This window comes from Ideonella sp. (assembly GCF_041918995.1).
Classification (GTDB): Bacteria; Pseudomonadota; Gammaproteobacteria; order Burkholderiales; family Burkholderiaceae_C; genus Ideonella.
Map to the genome: position 1 here is coordinate 185,327 of NZ_JAYRUN010000005.1, position 17,702 is coordinate 203,028.

Sequence of the window (17,702 nt, forward strand, 5' to 3'; positions counted from 1 at the left end):
CGGCCCGCTGCGCGAGCCCCCTCGGGGGGCAGGCCCCTGGCAGGGGGCCGTGGGGGCTCTAGATCTCGACCTTGGCGCCCAGCTCGACGATGCGGTTGGACGGCAGCGAGAGGAAGTCGCCCATGTTCGCCGCGTTGCGGTGCATGCTGGCGAACAGCTTCTCGCGCCACATGGCCATGCCCTCGCCGAAGGTGGGGATGACGATGTCGCGGCTCAGGAAGTAGCTGGTGTCCATGTCGTCCAGCGGCACGCCGCGGCCTTCCAGCAGGCGCAGCGCCTCCGGCACGTCGGGGTCGTTCTTGAAGCCGAAGTTCAGCGTCACCTGCCAGCAGTCGTGGCCGAGCGATTCCACGCTCAGCCGCTTGTCGAAGCCGATCCACGGGATCTCGTGGTGCTTCACGTGCACGAACACGTTGTACTCGTGCAGCACCTTGTTGTGCTTCAGGTTGTGCATGAGCGCGTTGGGCGCCAGGGTGGGCTCGGCGACGAGGAACACGGCCGTGCCGGGCACGCGCACCGGCGGGCTCACGAACACGGCGTCCAGGAAGCCCTCGAGCTCGATGGCCTCGTTGCGCACGCGCTCCTGCATGATGGCCCGGCCCTGCTTCCAGGTGAGCATGAGCGTGAACATGCCCACGCCGATGAGCACCGGGAACCAGCCGCCGCTGAGCAGCTTCAGCGTGGCCGAGGCGAAGAAGAAGATGTCGATGACGAAGAAGAAGCCCGTGGCCGCCACGCACAGCCACAGCGGGTAGCGCCAGCCGTAGCGGATGACGAAGAAGGTCATCACCGTGGTGATGGTCATGTCCATCGTCACCGCGATGCCGTAGGCGTTGGTCAGCCGGCTGGAGGTCTCGAACAGCGCCACCGCCAGCACGATGAACACGTACAGCGACCAGTTCACGAAGGGCACGTAGATCTGGCCGGTGTCGCGCACGGAGGTGTGGCGGATCTGCAGGCGCGGCAGCAGGCCGAGCTGGATGGCCTGCTTGGTCACGGAGAACGCGGCGCTGATCAGCGCCTGCGACGCCACCGCCGCCGCCATGGTGGCCAGCACCAGCAGCGGCAGCTGGGCCCAGTCCGGCGCGAGCAGGTAGAAGGGGTTCTCGATGGCCTCCGGCTGGCGCAGCAGCAGGGCGCCCTGGCCGAAGTAGTTGATGACCAGCGCGGGCATCACCACCGCGTACCAGGCGATGCGGATGGGCTGCTTGCCGAAATGCCCCAGGTCCGCATACAGCGCCTCGCCGCCGGTGACCACCAGCACCAGGGCGCCCAGCATGACGAAGGACACGCCCGGGTGGTCAATGATGAAGCCCACCGCCAGCGCCGGGTTCACGGCCTGCAGCACCGCGGGGTTGTCCATCACCTGTGGCGCGCCGAGCAGCACCAGCACGGTGAACCAGACCAGCGTGAGCGGCCCGAAGAAGCGGCCGATGCCGGCCGTGCCGAAGCGCTGCACCGCGAACAGGCCGGTGATCACCACCAGCGACAGCGGCACGATGTAGCGGTCCAGGCCGGGCGAGATGACCTTCAGGCCCTCCATGGCGCCCACCACCGTGACGGCCGGCGTGATGACGCCGTCGCCGTAGAACACGGCGGTGCCGAACATGCCCACCACCATGAGCAGCCGCCGCAGCCGCGGCTTGCCCTGCACCGCGGTGGTGGCCAGCGCCAGCATGGCGATGAGGCCGCCCTCGCCGTTGTTGTCCGCCCGCAGGATGAGCAGCACGTACTTGATGGAGACGATCACGGTGATCGTCCAGAAGATCAGGGACAGCACCCCCAGCACATTGGCCGGCGTGACGGCCAGATGCCCCGTGTGGAACACCTCCTTCAGCGCATACAGGGGGCTGGTGCCGATGTCGCCGTAGACCACGCCGAGCGCACCGAGCGTGAGCAAGGCGGTGGCGGACGGCGACCGGGCGGCGGAAGCGGAGTGGCTCAAAGGACGTGCGCGTGGCGGGCGCGGGGCGCGGTGGACCGCGAAGCCGCCTATTGTGCAGATTTGTGCGGTGCGGCGAAGAATTGGCCGAGAATCGCGCCGCCCGGCGACCCGGCCGGGCGCGGTGGGCCACCGGTGCCGCCGCTGCCCACCCCGATGCGACCCCGGAGATGACCGCCGACCCCACCGACCTGGCTCCCCCGGCTGCCCCGGTTGCCCCCTTGGCGGGCGCCATGCCGCCGGCCCACATGGAGGGCTGGCAAGGCCTGCTGCTGCGCGGCTGGGTGGCCGACACCCCCAGCGCCCGCGAGCCGCTGCGCCTGCGTGGTGGTGGCGTGCTGTGCGATGTGCCGCTGCGCCGCAGCTCGCGCCGCGACGTGGCCGACGCCCTGCACCTCGCCGACGACCAGGTGGGCGTCGAGCTGGAGGTGCCGGGCAGCCTGTGGGCGGGCGTCGGCGACGCGCCGCAGCTGGAACTGCAGGTGGAGGGCCGCGGTGGTCCCCTGGGCGGCACCTGGACGCTGCGACGCGACGAACTGGCCGGCCGCCTGGAGGACGCCCTGGCGCTGGACGACCCGGCGCGCCGCACCCACCAGGCGCTGCTGGCGCTGGAGCACATCGCCTGGGCCCGCGCCTGGCCGGCCGTGTCCCCGGCGGCGCGGCAGGCGCTGCGGCTGCTGGCGGAGTCGGCGGGCGTGGCGGCCTGGCTGCACGAGGACCCGGTGGCGCTGGCCGCGCGCGCCGAGCCGCCTCACCGCCCGGCCTGGCGCATCGCCCCGCGCGGCCGGCTGGGGCGCTGGCTGGCCCGCCCGGGCCACGGCGAGCGGGCGCTCGCCTGGCTGGCAGCGCTGCGCGCCCGGCCGGCGCTGGCCGCGTGGGCCGAGCGCTGGGAGGTGGCGCTCACCCGCGCGACGGGGCTGTTCGACAAGGCCTGCTACGAGGCCCAGGTGCCGGCGGCCGAGCACGCCGGCCTGACGGCGCTGCGCCACTACGTGCGCCACGGCGACGCGCGCGGCATGGTGCCCATGGTGCTGTTCGACCCGCGCCACTACCTCGGCCAGCTGCCGGGCCGCCGCCACCCTGGCGTGAACCGGCTGCTCCACTACGCACTGGTGGGCCGTCCGCAGGGCCTGTCGCCGTGCGCCTGGTTCGATCCGGCCTACTACCTGCAGGCCAACCCGGACGTGGCCGCCAGCGGCGTCGACCCGCTGCTGCATCTGGTGCACTGGGGCCATGCGGAAGGACGCCGCACGGCACCGCGCTTCGAGCCCAGTGCGGGCGCCCGGCCGGGCCTGCTGCAGCGCCTGGGCGCCGGCGGCGGCGGCCCCGCCGCGCCCGTCGACCCGCTGCAGCGCTACCTGCTCGACGGACTGCCGGCGGACGCCCAGCCGGCGGAGCCCGGCCGCCTGCCGTGGGCCGTGCCCTGGCGGCTGGAGGGCCGCGACTTCCTGGAACCGGCGCCCTGGCGCACGCTGCGGCGCCCGGACGGCGTGCCCACCGTGGACGTGATCGTGCCGGTGTATGCCGGCGCGCAGGAGACGCTGCGCTGCCTGTGGAGCGTGCTCAGCGCGCCGGTGGACACCGTGTTCGAGCTCGTGGTGGTGGACGACTGCGGCCCAGAGCCGGCCCTGTCGGCCATGCTGCGCGACCTGGCGGGCCTGGGCCTGCTGCGGCTGGTCGTCAACGAGAGCAACCGCGGCTTCGTCGCCAGCGTCAATGCCGGCCTCGCGCTGAGCTGGGAACGCGACGTCGTCATCCTCAACGCCGACACGCGCGTGCATGCCGGCTGGCTCGACCGCCTGGTGGCGCACGGCCGGGCCGAGCCGCGGGCGGCGTCCGTCACCCCGCTGTCCAACAACGCCACGGTGTGCAGCTACCCGCGGCCGCAGCACAGCAACTGGGAACGCCTGGAGGCGGACGACGCCCTGCTCGACGCCCTGGCCGCGCAGGCCAACGCCGGCTTGCACGTGGAGGTGCCCACCGGCGTGGGCTTCTGCATGTGGATGCGGCGCGCCGCCATCGACGCGGTCGGGCTGCTCGACGTCGAGCGCTTCGGCCGCGGCTACGGCGAGGAGAACGACTGGTGCATGCGCGCCAACGCCGCCGGCTGGGTGCAGCTGGTGGCTTGCGACGTGTACGTGATGCACCAGGGCTCGGTGAGCTTCGCCGGCGAGGCCGGCGAGCGCACCCGCGCCGGGCTGGCGGTGCTGCGCGAGCGCCATCCCGACTACCTGCCGCGCATCCAGGCCTGGATCGCCGCCGACCCGCTGGCGGCGGCGCGCGCCCGGCTGGATGCCGCGCGGCTGCGCCGGGTGGCCGAGCGCTCGCTGGGGGCCGGGCTGGTCCTGAGCATCAACCACGCCCGCGGCGGCGGCACGGCGCGGCACGAGGCCGAGGCCGCCGGGCGCTTGGCGGCGGAACGTGGCCTGGGCACCGTGGCGCTGCGGCCGTCACGCCGGCCGGGCTGCGTCGCGCTGACGGCGCTGGACGGCGCCCTGGACCTGCCCAACCTGCAGGCCGTGCCCGTGGCCGAACCGGGCGGCGGCGGGCGGCCCGGCCCGCTGCTGGTGGCGCTGCTGCGCTCGCTCGACGTGGGCGAGGTGCACCTGCACCACCTCGCCGACCACGCGCCGGCCCTGCACCGGGTGCTGCCCGCGCTGTGCGAGGCGATCGGCGCGCCGCTGCAGGTCACGCTGCACGACTACCACCTCGTCTGCCCGCGCATCAACCTGGTGGGCCCCACCGGGCGCTACTGCGGCGAGCCCGACCGGCCGAGCTGCGACCGCTGCCTGCAGAGCGACGGCCTGGCGCAGCGCTGCGGCCCCATCGCCGGCTGGCGTGCGGTGAACGCGCAGCTGCTGAAGGCGGCGCAGCGCGTCACCGCGCCCGACCTCGACGTGGCGGCGCGCATGGTGAACTACGTGCCGTCGGTGCGGGTGGAGGTGGTGCCGCACGAGCCGCTCGTGCTGCCTGCGGACCGCCCGGCGCGCGGCCCCGTGCGCCATGTGCTCGTCATCGGCGCGCTCAGCCCCATCAAGGGACTGCACGTGCTGCGCGGCCTGGCCGGCAGCCGGGCGGCCGCCGAGGCCGGCGTGCGCTTCACGCTGCTGGGCTACTCGCCGGACGACGCGGCCCTGCGTGCGGCCGGGGTCGAGGTGCTCGGCGCCTACGACGACGCGCAGCTGCCTGAGCGCATCGCGGCGCTGGCGCCCGACCTGATCCTGCTGCCGTCGGTGTGGCCCGAGACCTTCTGCTACGTGCTCACGCCGGCGGCGCAGTCCGGGCGCCGCGTGGCGGTGTTCGACCTCGGCGCCCAGGCACGCCGGCTGAAGGAAGCCGGCGCCGATGCCATCTACCTGCCCATCGCGCTGGCGGACCAGCCCGAGGCCCTGATGGCGCGCCTGCTGGCCTGACGACCGCGGGCCGCCCCGCGGCCCGACCGCGTCAGCCCTTCTTGCGCGGACGCTGCCAGCCCGCCAGGCTCACCTGCTTGGCGCGCGCCACCGTGAGCTGCCCGGCCGGTGCGTCCTTGGCGATGGTGGAGCCGCCGCCGATGGTGGCGCCCGCGCCCAGTGTCACCGGCGCCACCAGCACGCAGTTGCTGCCCACGTGCACGTCCGCCTCGATCACGGTGCGGTGCTTGTTCGCCCCGTCGTAGTTGGCGGTGATGGAGCCGGCGCCGTAGTTGACGCGTTCGCCCACGCTGGCGTCGCCCAGGTAGGCCAGGTGGTTGGCCTTGGCGCCGCGGGCCAGGGTGGAGTTCTTCACCTCGACGAAGTTGCCGATGTGCACCTCGTCGCCCAGCACCGCCCCCGGCCGCAGGCGGGCGAAGGGGCCGACCAGGGCGCCCGCACCCACCTGCACGGCCTGCGCGCCGGGGCCCGCGCCCTCGATGTGGGTGAAGGGGTGGATGACCGCGCCGTCGGCGATGTGCGCATCGCGGATCACGCAGTTCGCACCGATGCGCACGCCCTCGCCCAGCCGCACCTCGCCTTCGAGCACGCAGTTCACGTCGATCTCGCAGTCGCGGCCGTGGGCCAGCGTGCCGCGCAGGTCGAAGCGGGCCGGGTCGGCCAGTCGCAGGCCCGCGTCCATCAGCTGCCCGGCCAGGCGGCGCTGCAGGCGGCGCTCCAGGTCGGCCAGCTGCGCCGGGCTGTTGACCCCCAGCACCTCGGTCTCGTCCGCGGCCGGGCTGGCCACCACGGGCACGCCCTCGGCCACCGCCATGGCGACGATGTCGGTGAGGTAGTACTCGCGCTGGGCGTTGTCGTCGGTGAGCGCCATCACCCAGCGTTTCAGCGCGGCGGTGGGCGCGGCCATCATGCCGGTGTAGACCTCGCGGATGGCGCGCTGCGCCTGGCTCGCGTCCTTGTGCTCCACGATGGCCTGCACCGGGTCGCCCGCCGCGCCGGCGCCCGACGCGGCGCGCACGATGCGGCCGTAGCCCGTGGGGTCGTCCAGCATCACCGTGAGCAGGGCCAGGCGCTGCCCGCCGCAGGCCGCCGCCAGCGCCGCGGCGGTGTCGGTGCCGATCAGCGGCACGTCGCCGTTGAGGATGAGCGTGGTGTCGGCCGCGTCGTCCAGCGCCGGCACGGTCATCTGCACCGCGTGGCCGGTGCCGCGCTGCGGCTCCTGGCGCACACAGCGCGCGTGCTCGCCCACCAGGGCTTCCACGCGCTCGGCGCCGTGCCCCGTGACCACCACCGCGTGCACCTCGCCGAACCGGCCGGCGAGCGGCGCCACGCGGTCCAGCACATGCTGCAGCAGCGGCCGTCCGGCCAGGCGGTGCAGCACCTTGGGGGTGGCCGAGTGCATGCGGGTGCCCTTGCCCGCGGCCATGATGACGACGTTCAGCGCCATGGATTCTTTCGCCTGCCGATGGAAGGCGAATTATCCGCGGCGGCGCTGCCGCGGCTCAGGGCATCACGATGGCGATGTCGTGCGGCTCCGGCCGCGTGGCCGGGAAGTCCTTCATCGCGGCGGTGAACATGGCCGCCAGCAGGGCGTTGCTGCCCGCCGTGACGCCGTCCGTGCGTGCACGCGCCTCGTACAGCGGCTGTGTGCTGGCCTTGTCGCGGATCAGCAGCCCCACCTCGCGCACGTACTCCGGCCGGTCGGCACGCATGTGCCAGGCCCAGAACGGCGAGTAGGCGCCGGGCCAGGGGGCATGCCAGCGGTAGCCCATCGGGTGCCACCACAGCGGGTCGTCCCAGGGCGCGCGGTCATGGCGCGTGATGCGTGCGCCGATCTGCACGCTGAACTCGGCCGGCGCGCCGTCCGGCGCGGGCCGGAAGCCCGCCGCCTGCAGGCCCTGGTGGGCCGCCTGTTCCACCTCGTCCTGCTGCGGCGTGGGCGGCTGCTGGGAGGGCAGCCGCTCGATGGTGTAGGTGCCCGCGGGCCGGCCCGCCGGCCATTGGCCGTGCGTGCTGACCTCGCTGGTCACGGTGTTCAGGGCGGCGCAGCCGCTGAGCAGGGCGCCCGCGGCCAGCAGCACGGCGCCCAGGGCGCGACGGCCGGCCGAGTGGCGAGGGGACGGGGCAGCGGACAGTGGCATGGCGGGCTCCTCAGTGGGGCTCAGGGCAATTCCTTCGCCTGGCGCGACACCCATTGAACGACCTGCGGCCCGTCGGCGTTGACGCCAGCCGCCGGCGTGGCGCAGCCTTCGTCGGCGTCGTCATCGTCGTCGAAGGCCTTGTCGCCCGCGGGGTCGGGCCGGCCGGTGGCACGGATCGTCTCGAAGGGGTACAGGCGCCGGTCCATCAGGTGCGAGGGCACGACGTTGCCCATGGCGGTGAGCATGTTGTCGATGCGGCCGGGGTACTGCTTCTCCCACTCGCGGATCATCTTCTTGGTCAGCACCCGCTGCAGGTTCTCCTGGCTGCCGCACAGGCTGCAGGGGATGATGGGGAACTCGCGGTGGACGGCCCAGCGCTCCAGGTCGCGCTCGTCCACGTAGGCCAGCGGGCGGATCACCACATGCTCGCCGTTGTCGCTGACCAGCTTGGGCGGCATGCCCTTCAGGCGCGAGCCGAAGAACATGTTCATGAGCAGCGTGACCACCATGTCGTCGCGGTGGTGGCCCAGCGCGATCTTGGTGGCGCCCAGTTCCTTGGCCACGCGGTAGAGGATGCCGCGGCGCAGGCGCGAGCACAGGCTGCACATCGTCTGCCCCTCGGGGATGTGCTTCTTCACGATCGAGTAGGTGTCCTGCGTCTCGATGTGGAAGGGCACGCCGCGCGAGCGCAGGTAGTTGGGCAGCACCTCGGCCGGGAAGCCGGGCTGCTTCTGGTCCAGGTTGACGGCCACCAGCTCGAAGCGCACCGGGGCGCGCTGCTGCAGGTTCAGCAGGATGTCCAGCAGCGCATAGCTGTCCTTGCCGCCGGACAGGCAGACCATCACCTTGTCGCCGTCCTCGATCATGCGGAAGTCGGCGATCGCCTGGCCCACCTGCCGGTGCAGCCGCTTGCTCAGCTTGTTGGTCTCGAACGCGGCCTTCTTGGCCGCGGCAGTGGTGTCGGGGGTGAGCGTGTCAGTCATGGAAGAAGGGGTCACCAGAGTCCAGCCTCGCAGCGGATGGCGACTTCGCAGTCGTCGAAGATTTCCAGCTTGGCCACGCGGATGCGCACACCCAGCACGCCGGGCAGGCGCATCAGGCGCACGCACAGCTTGGCCAGCAGCGATTCGAGCAGGTCCGTGTGCTCGGCGGTGCACTCGTCGATGATGATCTGGCGCACCTTGCGGTAGTCCAGCACATGGCCGATGTCCGCGTCGCGGGGCAGGGCGGGTTGCTCGCCGAGGTTCAGCTCGGCGTCTACCTGGATGGGCTGCGGGCCCACGCGCTCGTGGTCCAGCACGCCCAGGTTGGCGCCGAAACGCAGGCCGGTGAGCTGCAGCACCTGGCTGTTCAGGGTGGCCGGCGGCGGCTTGGGCGCAAAGGCGGGCCGGCCCGCGCCGGCCGGGTGCAGCCAGGCGGCCACCTGCTGCGCGGCCGTCACGCCGTCGGCCAGGGCGGTCTGCACGCAGGGGTGCCAGCGACCGCTGGCGTCACCCGCCACGAACACGCCCAGGGCCTCGACGGGCCGGCCGGGCCGCAGCGGCCGTGGTGGGCCGGCACCGCGCAGGGCGGCCTCCAGCCAGCCCCAGGGCGCGGGCTCGGGCTCGTAGCCGAACAGCACCGCCACCGCGTCGAAGGCCTCCCGGCCGAAGGCCGCCGACTGCACCTCGAAGCCGCCCCCCGCGCGTGGACGCAGGGCGGTGGGCAGCGGCACCTGGCGGCGCTGCTCGATGCCGGCGTGGGCGTCCAGCGCGGCGATCAGCGCGGCCTGGCCCCGCCAGTCACCGCGTGTCCACAGCGTGACGGCGTGGCCGCGGCTGGCCAGGTAGGTGGCGTTCTCCAGCGCGTTGTCGCCGCCGCCCAGCAGCAGCACGCGCCCGGGCGCCAGGCTGGCGCGGCAGGCGGTGAGCGACAGCGCGTCCAGCACCGGCCGGTCGGCGCCCGGCACGTCGAAGTACGGCGCCGGCCGCACCGGCCGCACGCCGGTGGCCAGCACCAGGCTGCGGGCGGACAGGGTGGTGGCCTCGCGGCCGGCGCTGCGGTCGGCGTCGCCACCCAGCGCCACGTCCCAGCGGCCGGTGGGGCTGCCGTCCTCGTGGCGGACCAGGCCGGTCACCGTGCGGTCGAGGTGCCACTGCAGCGTGGGCAGCGCCAGGGCATGGGCCGCCAGGCGCTCGCCCACGGCGGCCAGGCTGTCGCCCGGGTGGCCGAGCACCCAGTCCTGCGGGAAATGCAGGCCGGCCAGCGAGGCGCAGGGGGCGGACGAGGCGTCCACCACGGCCGCCGACAGGCCCAGCTGGGCCAGCCAGCTGGCGGCACTGGCGCCGGCGGGGCCGGCGCCGATGACCACGCAGTCGAGCACGCCGTCGGCCGGGTGGCCCGGGTGGGGGGAGTGGTTCATGGGTGGGCAGGTGGGGGGCTTCCTACAATCCGGCCATGCCCCCTCAAGAAGCCGGCAGTGTATCGGCCGCCCTGCAGGCCCACCTCCGCCAGGCCATCGTCGCCGCCGGCGGCTGGCTGCCCTTCGACGACTACATGGCCCGGGCGCTGTACACCCCGGGCCTGGGCTACTACGCCAGCCAGCGGGCCAAGCTGGGCCGCATGCCGCAGGATGGCAGCGACTTCGTCACCGCACCCGAGCTGTCGCCGCTGTTCGGGCGCACGCTGGCCGTGCAGGTGGCCCAGGTGCTGCAGCAGGTGCCGGGCGGCGAAGTGGTCGAGTTCGGCGCCGGCACCGGCGTGCTGGCCGCCGACGTGCTGGACGGCCTGGCCGAACTGGGCCACCCCGACGCGGCCTACACCATCGTGGAGCTCTCGGCCGACCTGCGCGCGCGCCAGCAGGCGCGCCTGGCGCGCTTCGGCACGCGCGTGCGCTGGGCCGATGCCTGGCCGTCCGCCATCCGGGGCGTGGTGCTGGGCAACGAGGTGCTGGACGCCATGCCGGTGAAGCTGCTGCACCTCGATGGCCCGGCGTGGGCCGAGCGCGGCGTGGCGCTGCAGGGTGACGCCCTGGTGTTCGCCGACCGGCCGACGGCGCGGCAGCCGCCGCACGCCGGCCCCTTCGTGCCCGGCACCGTGACGGAGGTGCACCCGCAGGCCGAGGCCTTCGTGCGCAGCCTGGCCGCGCAAATGGCGGACGGGGCGGCCTTCTTCATCGACTACGGCTTTCCCGAGGCCGAGTACTACCACCCGCAGCGCACCGGCGGCACGCTCATGTGCCACCGCGCGCACCGCGCCGACGCCGACCCGCTGCAGGACCCGGGCGAGAAGGACATCACCGCGCACGTCAACTTCACCGGCATCGCGCTGGCGGGCCAGGAGGCCGGGCTGGAGGTGCTGGGCTACACCAGCCAGGGGCGCTTTCTCATCAACTGCGGCCTGGTCGACCGGCTGGCGCGCGCCGATGTGCGCGAGCGCGTGCTGGCCCAGAAGCTGGTCGCCGAGCACGAGATGGGCGAGCTGTTCAAGGTGATCGGCTTCGCCACCCCGGGCCTCGCGGTGGACGCCATCGGCTTTCGCGAGGGTGACCGCAGCCACCGGCTCTGACCCGGGGGCCGCTGCGCCGCCGGGCGGCGCTCAGCTGCCTGCCTGGAGCGCCTCGCGCTCGATGGCTTCTGCCCGCGCGGCGTGGATGGCGCGGGCGATCGCCTCGCCCCGGGCGCCGCGCGCCAGCGCCGCGGCGGCCACCTCGGCCGTGGCCACCCCACGTGCCGCGGCGAAGGCGGCCTGCAGGCGCGGCCGGCTCGGGTAGTCGCGCCCGGCCAGGCCGAGCCGGCCGCGGGCGTCGATCTCGCAGGCCCACAGCGTCTGCTCGAAGCGGTCCGGGCGCCGGAAGGCGTCGCAGCGCTCCATCAGGCGCAGCAGGGCCGCGGCGCCGAACTCGGTGGCGCGGTGGATGTTCGTGTGCTCGCGCGCCACCACGGCGGCGAGCTCGGCGCAGTCGTTCGGCGCCTTGAGCCGCTCGGACACGGCGCGCGCCAGCCGTTCGCTGCGGCCCTCGTGGCCGATGTGGCGCGGCCATTCGTCCGGCCGTGTGGTGCCCTTGCCCAGGTCATGGCAGAGGCAGGCGTAGCGCACGGGCAGCGGCGCGCCCATGGCCGCCGCCTGGTCCAGCACCAGTTCCAGGTGGTGGCCGGTGTCCACCTCGGGGTGGTGCGCCTCGGGCTGCGGCACGCCGTACAGCCGGTCCACCTCGGGCAGCAGGCGCGCCAGTGCCCCGCCCTCGCGCAGCACCTGCAGCATGCGGCTGGGGCGCGGCTCCATCAGGCCCGTGGCCAGCTCCTGCCACACGCGCTCGGCCACCAGGTGGTCCACCTCGCCCGCGTCCACCATGTGCCGCACCAGGGCCAGGGTCTCCGGCGCCACGGTGAAGTCGTGGAACCGGGCGGCGAAGCGCGCCAGCCGCAGGATGCGCACGGGGTCCTCGGCGAAGGCCTCGCTCACGTGGCGCAGCACCCGTTGCTGCAGGTCGCGCTGCCCGCCGTGCGGGTCGACCAGGGCGCCCGACTCGTCCTGCGCGATGGCGTTGATGGTCAGGTCGCGCCGGCGCAGGTCGTCCTCCAGCGTCACGTCGGGCGCGGCGTGCACCACGAAGCCCTTGTAGCCGCGGCCCGACTTGCGCTCGGTGCGGGCGAGCGCGTGCTCCTCGTGCGTCTCGGGGTGCAGGAAGACCGGGAAGTCCTTGCCCACGGGCGTGTAGCCGGCGTCCACCATCGCCTCGGGCGTGGCGCCCACCACCACCCAGTCGTGGTCGTTCACCGGCCGGCCCAGCAGGGCGTCGCGCACCGCGCCGCCCACGATGTAGCGTTGCATCGCGGCGCGGCGCCCTACAGCCGGTGGTGGGCGCGCAGCCCGTCCAGGCGGGCCACGGACCCCGGCGCCAGGTAAGTGGGCGCCACGGCCGACAGCGGCTCGGGCCGGATGCCCAGCTCGGCCAGGCCGGGCAGCTCGCCCGTGGCCACATTGGGCACGCGCATGGAGTCGAGGTTGTCGCGCGTCATCAGCGGCTCGCCCGGCAGCCACTCCATCAACCCCGCCTGCAGGCGCGCCAGCCCGCGGCCCAGGGGCCAGATGGGGCGGGGGCGGCCGCTGTGGCGGCCGGCGGCCTGCACCAGCTCGGCCAGCGTCAGGGTGTCCGGGCCCGCCAGCTCGTAGGTGCGGCCCACGGTCTCGGGCCGCGCCAGGCAGCGCGCGACGGCTTCCGCCACGTCGCACACCCACACCGGCTGGAAGCGGGCGTCGGCGCCGGCCAGCGGCACCACCGGCGCCAGGCGCTGCAGCTGGGCGAACAGGTTGAGCAGGCGGTCCTGCGCGCCGAAGATGACGGACGGCCGCAGCACCGTGAGATCGAGGCCGGCGTCGCGCAGCACGGCCTCGCCGCGTGCCTTGCTGCGCAGGTAGCGCGAGGGCGCGTCGGCCGAGGCGCCCAGGGCGCTCACGTGCACGACACGCCGCACACCGGCGCTGCGGCAGGCGGCTGCCAGGCGGCGCGGCAGCGCCACGTGCACCCGCTCGAACTGGGCCTCGCTGCCGTGCAGGATGGCCACCAGGTTCACCACCCCCGCCGCGCCGGCCAGCAGGCCGGCCAGCACGGCGTCGTCGTGCACGTCGGCCGCCACCAGGTCCACCATGGGCAGTGTGGTCAGGGTGCGGGCGCCGCCCGGCCGGCGGGTGGGCACCAGCGCGCGCCGGCCGTCGGCCCGCCCGGGCTGACAGAGCTTGTCGAGCAGCGCCCGGCCGACGAAGCCGGTGCCACCGAGCACCAGCCAATGGCCGGGGGTCTCGCGCGTTTGCTGCGGGCCGGTGGGGCGCATGGGGCGGTCCTTCGAGGTCAGGGGAGTTCGGCGTCGGGCAGCGGCTCGGCCGGGCTGCGCGGCCCGATGCGCGGCCCCAGGCGCTCCTTCAGCGAGGCGGGCTTGCCGCCCATCAGGCTGGCGTAGATGGTGGCGTTGGCCAGCACCTTCTTCACGTAGTTGCGCGTCTCGGTGAAGGGAATGTTCTCGGCCCAGATGGCCGGGTCGAGCTCGGGGCCCTGGCGCCAGCGCTGCGGCCGGCGCGGGCCGGCGTTGTAGGCCGCGGCCGCCATGGGCTGCGATCCGCCGAGGCTGTCGAGCACGAGCTTGAGGTAGGCCGTGCCCAGCTTCAGGTTGGTGTCGCGGTCGGTGATCATGGCCGGCTTGAAGTCCAGGCCGATCTTCTTGGCCGTCCACTTCGCCGTGGCCGGCATCACCTGCATCAGGCCCGAGGCGCCCACGTGCGAGCGCGCGTCCATGATGAAGCGCGATTCCTGGCGGATCAGGCCGTACACGTAGGACGGGTCCAGGTCGATCGCGCGGGCCTTGGCCACCACCTCGGCGCGCATGGGCTGCGGGAAACGCTGCTCGATGTCGATCTCGGCACGCGTCTTCTCGCTGGTGTTGATGCAGCGGTCCCAGATCTCGCGCTCGCAGGCCAGCTGGGCGGCGGCCAGCAGCTGCCGGTCCGTCATGCCGATGAGCGAGAAGTTCCATTCGCGCACGCCTTCGCCGCGCAGGCCGACGTCGATGGCGGCCACGGCCCGCTGCAGGCCCGGGTGGCTGCGCGCGGCCAGCCGCTCCTCGGCGCTGGGCGCCGGGGCGCGCGGCGGCAGCGGGGCCGGTGCGCCCAGGTCCTCGGCGGCGAGCAGGCCGTAGAAATCGAGCTGGCCGGCCAGCGCGGCCAGCGCCTGGCGCGCCTGCGCCCGCGCCGCCTCGCCGGCCTCGCCCGCGGGCGCCAGGGCCTGCTGCGCACGCGCATGCCAGTACTGCCAGGCGGGGTCGGCCCGCTCGGCCGGCCCCATGGCCTCGATGGCACGGTGCGCGTAGCGCCAGCGGTCGGCGCCGGTGCCCTGGCGCAGGGCGGCACGGGCGAGCCAGGCCAGCGTGTCGTCGCTCCAGTCGGGCCGCTCACGCCGCGCGCGGGGCAGGCTGTCCCAGGCGCTTTCCAGGTAGCGGAAGGTGTCGGGCTTCAGGCCCAGCGCGGCCTGCTTGGCCACCTGGGACCAGGCCCAGGCGCCGTGCTCCGCGCCCAGCTCGTCGGCCCAGCGGTCGGCGAGCAGCTCCGCCGTGGTGTCGGCGTCGCTGGCGGCCATGCGGGCCAGGGCCAGGGCGGCCAGCTCGATGCGCCCATGGCTGACGTTGCTGGCCTTGCTGTTGAGGTACCTGGCCGGGTTGTCGAACACGGCCGTCACCGCCTTGGCCACCGGCTCGCCCAGCAGCGCCGCCGGCTGCCGCGCCAGGGCGGGCCGGTTCAGTTCGGCGGCCAGGCGCAGGCGCCGCCAGAGGTCGTCGGCGGTGAGCAGCTTCGCGTCCCACAGCGTCTGGCCCAGCAGCAGGCAGCCGTCGCCCGGCTCCCGCTGCGCGGCCCACGCCCGCCGGGCCGCGTCGGCCGTGCCCTTGCCCTCGAGGTGGGCGGCCACCTGCGCGTAGCAGTGCACCTCGCGGTCGTCGTTCATCCGGAAGCGCGGCAGGTCGCGCGAGAAGGCGGCCCAGTCGCGGCGCCTGCCCAGCTCCAGCAGCCAGTCGTTGCGCAGGCGGTCCTCCACGTAGCTGCCCGGCCAGCGCTGGTAGAAGGCCTCGACCTCCTCCATGCGGGCCTCGCCGAGGCGCACGGTGAGCTCCCAGTAGTCCACCCACGGAGCCAGCGGGTGGCGCGTGTCCAGCACCTGCGCACGCAGCGCCGCCAGGCGCACCCGGTCCTTGCGGGCGAAGGCGTCGCGGGCGGTGCGCACGGGGTCGTCGGCCGTCTGTGCCATGGCGGGCGGGGAGGCCAGCAGGGCGCCGGCCGCCCCCAGCGAGGCCGTGGCCACGGCGAAGGCGAACGCGAGGACGGACCGGGGGCGGGCGGCGAGTCGCCGGGCGCCCCCCGTGAGGGCTGGGGCGAAACGGGGCATGCGGTCAATGTACCGCAGGGGCCCGCGCCCCTGCGGCCGCCCGGGCACTGCGCAGGCGACTCGCCCGCGTGCCCACGTCGCCGCGGCGATGGCCTTCAGCGCGCGGGGGCCTGGCGGTAGTCTTCCTCGAAGGCCAGGAAGTCGTGCTCCTGCAGCGCGTCGTGCACCCAGGCCTGCACCGCGTCGGTGGCCCACACCCGCTGCGCCCACGCCGCCGCGCCGGGTGACAGCGGCAGGCCGTAGGTGCGCGTGCGCGCCACCACGGGGGCGAAGTAGGCATCGGCCAGGCTGAAGTCGCCGAAGAGGAAGGGGCCGCCGCTGTCACGCAGCGCGTCCGTCCAGGCGGCGTCCAGGCGGGCGAGGTCGGCGCGCACGGCCGGCTGCTCGGCCAGCACGCGCTGGCCCACCTCCGGCAGCGAGGCCTCGATGTTCATGCCGCAGGTGCTGCGCAGCGCGCGGAACCCGGCATGCATCTCGGCGCACAGGCTGCGCGCGCGGGCACGGGCGGCGCGCTCGCGCGGCCACAGCCCGGCGTCGGGGAAGGTCTCGGCCAGGTACTCGGCGATGGCCAGCGTGTCCCACACCGCCAGGTCGCCGTCCACGAGCACCGGCACGGTGCCGGTGGGGCTCACGCGGGCCATGGTGCGCTTGAAGTCCGAACCGGCGTCGAAGCTGTCGAAGCGCACCTTCACCTCGTCGAAGGCGATGCCGAAGTGGCGCATCGCCACCCAGGGCCGCATGGACCAGGACGAGTAGTTCTTGTTGCCGATGTAGAGCTGCATGGATGGGCCTGTGGGGGATGGCAGAGCCTTCGCATGCTACGGGCGGCCGGGGTCGCGGCGCGATGCTTTCGGCGCATGGACCCCATGAGGGCGCGGCATCGGTGCGGCCGTCAACCGGGCAGGGCCGGCTCCTCGCCACCGGCCGGCAGGGCCGGCTCCTCGCCACCGGCAAGCAGGGCCGGCTCCTCGCCACCGGCAAGCAGGGCCGGCTCCTCGCCGATGGCGCGGCGTGTGTCGGCCGCGTGCGCCCGCACGAACTCCACCAGCGCCGTCAGCTCGGGGCGCGGCGACCTGCCAGGATGGTCCACCGCCACCAGCCAGTACGCATACGGGCTGGGCAGGCGCAGCCGTGGCCCGAAGGGCTCGACCAGCTCGCCGCGGGCCAGTGCATCGTGCACCATGGGCAGCCAGGCCAGCGCCACGCCGGGGCCCGCCAGCACCGCCTGGATCTGCTGGTGGTTGAAGTTGACGCTGTACCAGCGCCGCGGGGCGAGCTGCGGCAGGCCCTGGGCGGCCAGCCACGCGGGCCAGGCGAGCGCGCGTCCCAGGGGCGTGTCGTCCTCCACTTCCACCAGGGTGTGGTGGGCCAGGTCGGCGGGCTCGCGCAGGGCCGGCGCATCGCCGCGCGCGATGGCGTCGGCCATGCGGGCACTGACCACCGGCGTGAGCACTTCGCCGAACATGCGCTCGGCCCCCGGCGGGGCGCGCTCGGGCCGGCAGTGGCGCAGCAGCAGGTCGAGCTCCAGGTCGTCCGTGTCGGCCAGGCGGTCGGTGGCCGACAGGCGGATGTCGATGCCGGGATGGCGCCGCTCGAAGTCGGTCAGCCGGGGCATCAGCCACAGCGTGGCGAACGACGGGAAGGTGGACAGGCTGATCTGGGCCCGCCCCTGGGCCAGGCGGATCTGGCGCACGGTGGCGTCCAGCCGCCCCAGCAGCGGCTCCACGGCGCGCAGCAGCGTGGTGCCCGCGGCGGTGAGCTCCACGCGCCGCGTGCCGCGGTGGAACAGGGCGCAGCCCAGCTCCTCCTCCAGGCCCTTGATCTGGCGGCTGATGGCCGGCTGCGTGATGAACAGGTCCTCCGCGGCGGCGCTGAAGCTGAGCCGGCGCGCCACCGCCTCGAAGCTGCGCAGGAAGTCGAGGGACAGCGGACGGGAGCTGGGCTTATTCATGACGGCATGTGATCAATGCGGGGCACCGAAAGCATTGGTGTCAACCCGGAGCTGCGCGCATGATGCCTCTCAGCACGAACCCACGCCGCCACAGGAGATTGATGATGAATACGCATTCTTTCGCATCGGCGCTCGGCCTGCCTCCGCTGGCGCAGCCGGGCAGCCTGGCCCTGCCGGAAGCGCGGCGCTGGGTGGCCCGGACTGCGGGCACGGTGACCGTGCAGGCGGGTCGGGCGTGGCTCACGCGGGACGGCGACCTGGCCGACCACGTGCTCGCCACCGGCGACCGGCTGTCGCTGCGCGAAGGCGACGTGCTGACGGCCGAGGCCTGGCGGCCCGACGAGCC

Annotated in this window: 12 protein-coding genes and 2 pseudogenes; 3 read left to right on the plus strand and 11 right to left on the minus strand. The window is 74.4% G+C overall.

Annotated elements, in window-relative coordinates; translation table 11 throughout:
• Positions 1-58: 58 nt before the first annotated feature.
• Positions 59-1,945, minus strand: coding sequence for a potassium transporter Kup (locus ACE3UN_RS06435; protein ID WP_374674087.1), 1,887 nt, complete (start codon positions 1,943-1,945; stop codon positions 59-61).
• A gap of 167 nt (positions 1,946-2,112) precedes the next feature.
• On the opposite strand from ACE3UN_RS06435, the gene ACE3UN_RS06440 reads away from it, so the two are divergent.
• Positions 2,113-5,355 (plus strand): glycosyltransferase, encoded by a 3,243-nt coding sequence (locus tag ACE3UN_RS06440; RefSeq protein ID WP_374674088.1) that lies wholly within the window; start codon positions 2,113-2,115, stop codon positions 5,353-5,355.
• Positions 5,356-5,386: 31 nt separating this feature from the next.
• Here the strand turns inward: ACE3UN_RS06440 and glmU are convergent, their stop codons facing one another.
• The 5 genes and pseudogenes from glmU to ACE3UN_RS06465 form a co-directional block, all read right to left on the minus strand.
• Complete coding sequence (gene glmU / locus ACE3UN_RS06445; RefSeq protein ID WP_374674089.1) at positions 5,387-6,802, minus strand: bifunctional UDP-N-acetylglucosamine diphosphorylase/glucosamine-1-phosphate N-acetyltransferase GlmU; 1,416 nt, start codon at positions 6,800-6,802, stop codon at positions 5,387-5,389.
• 55 nt (positions 6,803-6,857) lie between these two features.
• Complete coding sequence (locus ACE3UN_RS06450; RefSeq protein ID WP_374674090.1) at positions 6,858-7,496, minus strand: DUF4136 domain-containing protein; 639 nt, start codon at positions 7,494-7,496, stop codon at positions 6,858-6,860.
• A gap of 20 nt (positions 7,497-7,516) precedes the next feature.
• Positions 7,517-8,479: a tRNA 2-thiocytidine(32) synthetase TtcA gene (gene ttcA / locus ACE3UN_RS06455; protein ID WP_374674091.1), complete on the minus strand. Its 963-nt coding sequence runs from the start codon at positions 8,477-8,479 to the stop codon at positions 7,517-7,519.
• 11 nt (positions 8,480-8,490) lie between these two features.
• Entirely contained in the window at positions 8,491-8,850 is a 360-nt protein-coding gene (locus ACE3UN_RS06460) for a dihydroneopterin aldolase (RefSeq protein WP_374674150.1), read from the minus strand.
• Positions 8,851-9,093: 243 nt separating this feature from the next.
• Positions 9,094-9,897: pseudogene (locus tag ACE3UN_RS06465) on the minus strand (FAD-dependent oxidoreductase); the annotation flags it as partial.
• A 35-nt stretch (positions 9,898-9,932) separates the two neighbouring features.
• On the opposite strand from ACE3UN_RS06465, the gene ACE3UN_RS06470 reads away from it, so the two are divergent.
• Positions 9,933-11,042 carry a class I SAM-dependent methyltransferase gene (locus tag ACE3UN_RS06470; protein ID WP_374674092.1) on the plus strand — a complete coding sequence of 370 codons (1,110 nt, stop codon included), beginning with the start codon at positions 9,933-9,935 and terminating at the stop codon, positions 11,040-11,042.
• 30 nt (positions 11,043-11,072) lie between these two features.
• Here the strand turns inward: ACE3UN_RS06470 and ACE3UN_RS06475 are convergent, their stop codons facing one another.
• The 5 genes from ACE3UN_RS06475 to ACE3UN_RS06495 form a co-directional block, all read right to left on the minus strand.
• The gene (locus ACE3UN_RS06475; RefSeq protein ID WP_374674093.1) at positions 11,073-12,308 is read right to left on the minus strand and encodes a multifunctional CCA addition/repair protein; all 1,236 of its coding nucleotides are present in this window, start codon (positions 12,306-12,308) and stop codon (positions 11,073-11,075) included.
• Between the two features lie 14 nt (positions 12,309-12,322).
• Positions 12,323-13,309: a complex I NDUFA9 subunit family protein gene (locus tag ACE3UN_RS06480; RefSeq protein WP_374674094.1), complete on the minus strand. Its 987-nt coding sequence runs from the start codon at positions 13,307-13,309 to the stop codon at positions 12,323-12,325.
• A gap of 17 nt (positions 13,310-13,326) precedes the next feature.
• The gene (locus ACE3UN_RS06485) at positions 13,327-15,405 is read right to left on the minus strand and encodes a transglycosylase SLT domain-containing protein (RefSeq protein ID WP_374674095.1); all 2,079 of its coding nucleotides are present in this window, start codon (positions 15,403-15,405) and stop codon (positions 13,327-13,329) included.
• Between the two features lie 95 nt (positions 15,406-15,500).
• A complete protein-coding gene (locus ACE3UN_RS06490; protein WP_374674096.1) occupies positions 15,501-16,187 on the minus strand; it encodes a glutathione S-transferase family protein in 687 nt (228 codons plus the stop codon).
• A gap of 110 nt (positions 16,188-16,297) precedes the next feature.
• Positions 16,298-17,356 carry a LysR family transcriptional regulator gene (locus ACE3UN_RS06495; RefSeq protein WP_374674097.1) on the minus strand — a complete coding sequence of 353 codons (1,059 nt, stop codon included), beginning with the start codon at positions 17,354-17,356 and terminating at the stop codon, positions 16,298-16,300.
• A 104-nt stretch (positions 17,357-17,460) separates the two neighbouring features.
• Here ACE3UN_RS06495 and ACE3UN_RS06500 point away from each other — a divergent pair.
• Positions 17,461-17,679, plus strand: a pseudogene (locus ACE3UN_RS06500) (DUF2917 domain-containing protein); the annotation flags it as partial.
• Positions 17,680-17,702 lie beyond the last annotated feature (23 nt).